1 protein-coding gene and 1 pseudogene are annotated in these 2134 nt (G+C 63.6%); both read right to left on the reverse strand.

What is annotated here, in order from left to right:
• Nucleotides 1-87: 87 nt before the first annotated feature.
• Nucleotides 88-1683 carry a DEAD/DEAH box helicase gene (locus EN879_RS33140; protein WP_063168089.1) on the reverse strand — a complete coding sequence of 532 codons (1596 nt, stop codon included), beginning with the start codon at nucleotides 1681-1683 and terminating at the stop codon, nucleotides 88-90.
• Between the two features lie 198 nt (nucleotides 1684-1881).
• Nucleotides 1882-2134: pseudogene (locus EN879_RS33145) on the reverse strand (NAD kinase); the annotation flags it as partial.

Below are 2134 nucleotides of genomic sequence, written 5' to 3' on the forward strand. Positions count from 1 at the left end.
GCCTGGGCCGATGTAACGGGCGAACCAGGCTGGAGCTCTACCGAGAAGGCAAGCCGGATGGCTGGCTTGCCTTCGAAGCGGTCGGGATCAGACCTTGGCGACGATCCGCATGAAGGCCGGCATGTCATCGCCGAAGCCAACGGTGGAATCGTTGTCTTCCTGGTGACGTTGGCGGGCAGGGCGGCTGTTGTCTCGCTGCGGCCGGGTATCGCCGCGTTCCGGTGCGCGCTGTTCGTTGCGATCGGACGATTTGCGCTCGGTGTTTTCCGAACGGATCGCTTCCTTGCGCGAGCGCCGTTCGCCGACGTCGGCGGCTGCCGCTGCGACCTCGGCCGCCGGCTGGTCCTCGCGGACTGTTTCCGGTGCCGTGTCTTCGCTGCGCTTGGCGTGGCGTTCGCGCGGTTTGCGCTCGCCGCCCTTTTCCCTGCTGCGGTCGTCGTCCTTGCGACCGGCGCGGCGCGGTGCGCCCTTGCCACGGCGCGGAGCATCGTCCTCGCCGCCTTCGCTGGCAACCACCGTCGACAAGTCGCCGTCATGCCATTCGATCTTGTTGCCGATCAGCCGCTCGATGGCGTCGATGTATTTGGTGTCCGACTTGGTCGCGATGGTGAAGGATTTTCCGGAGCGTCCGGCGCGGCCGGTACGGCCGATACGGTGGACATAATCCTCGGCATGGATCGGCACGTCATAGTTGAAGACATGGCTGACGTCGGGGATGTCCAAGCCGCGCGCGGCGACGTCGGAAGCGACGAGGTAGCGCAGCTTGCCGTCGCGGAAATTGGCCAGCATCTGCATGCGCGCGCGCTGGTCCATGTCGCCATGCAGCGCACCGGCGTCGAAATCATACTTCAGCAGCGAGCGGAACAGTTCCGACACTTCGACCTTGCGGTTGCAGAAGATGATGGCGTTCTTCAGTTCGGCATCTTCGGCCTTGATCAGGTTGCGCAGCGTCTCGCGCTTGTCCCACGGCTTGGAGCCTGATTTGACCAGCCGCTGGGTGATGTTGGTGGCGGCGGACGCGGCCTTCGAGACCTCGACGCGCACCGGCGCATGCAGGAATTTCTCGGTCAGCTTGGTGATTTCCGGCGGCATCGTCGCCGAGAAGAACAGCGTCTGCCTGGTGAACGGGATCATCTCGCAGATGCGCTCGATGTCGGGAATGAAGCCCATGTCGAGCATGCGGTCGGCTTCGTCGATGACGAGGATCTCGACGCCATTGAGCAACAGCTTGCCGCGCTCGCGGTGATCGAGCAGGCGGCCGGGCGTCGCGATCAGCACGTCGACGCCGCGCTCCAGCTTCTTGTTCTGTTCGTCGAATGAGACACCGCCGATCAGGAGCGCGATGTTGAGCTTGTGGTTCTTGCCATATCGGATGAAATTCTCTTCGACCTGCGCGGCGAGTTCGCGCGTCGGCTCCAGGATCAGCGTGCGCGGCATACGGGCGCGGGCCCGGCCGTTTTCGAGGCGGGTCAGCATCGGCAGCACGAAGGAAGCCGTCTTGCCAGTGCCGGTCTGGGCGATGCCCAAAATATCCTTGCCGAGCAAGGCGTGCGGGATCGCACCAGCCTGGATCGGCGTCGGCTGGGTGTAGCCGGCGTCGGTGACTGCGGAAAGGACCTTCGGCGACAGGCCGAGGTCTGCGAAGGTCAACGCTTCTTGAGCGGTCGTGGTGTCTGAGGACAAGTGTTGTTGTCTTTGGCTGGTTCGGGGAAGCGCAACGGCGTCTAATGGCGTCGCGGCAAGCGCCACGCGCCTGCAAGATCGGTATTGCAATTAGGAGCAAGCCCTCGATTTGTCAACAGAAACGGGCAGCAATGGCACGATTGTGAAGTTGTAACCTTAATCGGGATGCTTAATCGACCTGTCGGTCGCAGAGCCGGCTCAATAGCGGAACTGTTCGGCGAGAATACGCTCGTTCCAGGAATGATTGGGATCGAACAGCAACGTTGCTGTCGCCGTGGGTGATTCTCGCACCGTCACCGAGGTCACCGCCTTGACCTCGGTATGGTCGGCGGCGGCGTTCACCGGCCGCTTTTCCGGCTCGCGGATGTCGAAGCGCACCGTCGCTTTGTTGGAGAGCAGCGCGCCGCGCCAGCGGCGCGGGCGAAACGGGCTGACCGGGGTCAGCGCCAGC

This window comes from Mesorhizobium sp. M7A.F.Ca.AU.002.02.1.1 (genome assembly GCF_003998535.1).
GTDB classification, from domain to species: domain Bacteria; phylum Pseudomonadota; class Alphaproteobacteria; order Rhizobiales; family Rhizobiaceae; genus Mesorhizobium; species Mesorhizobium ciceri.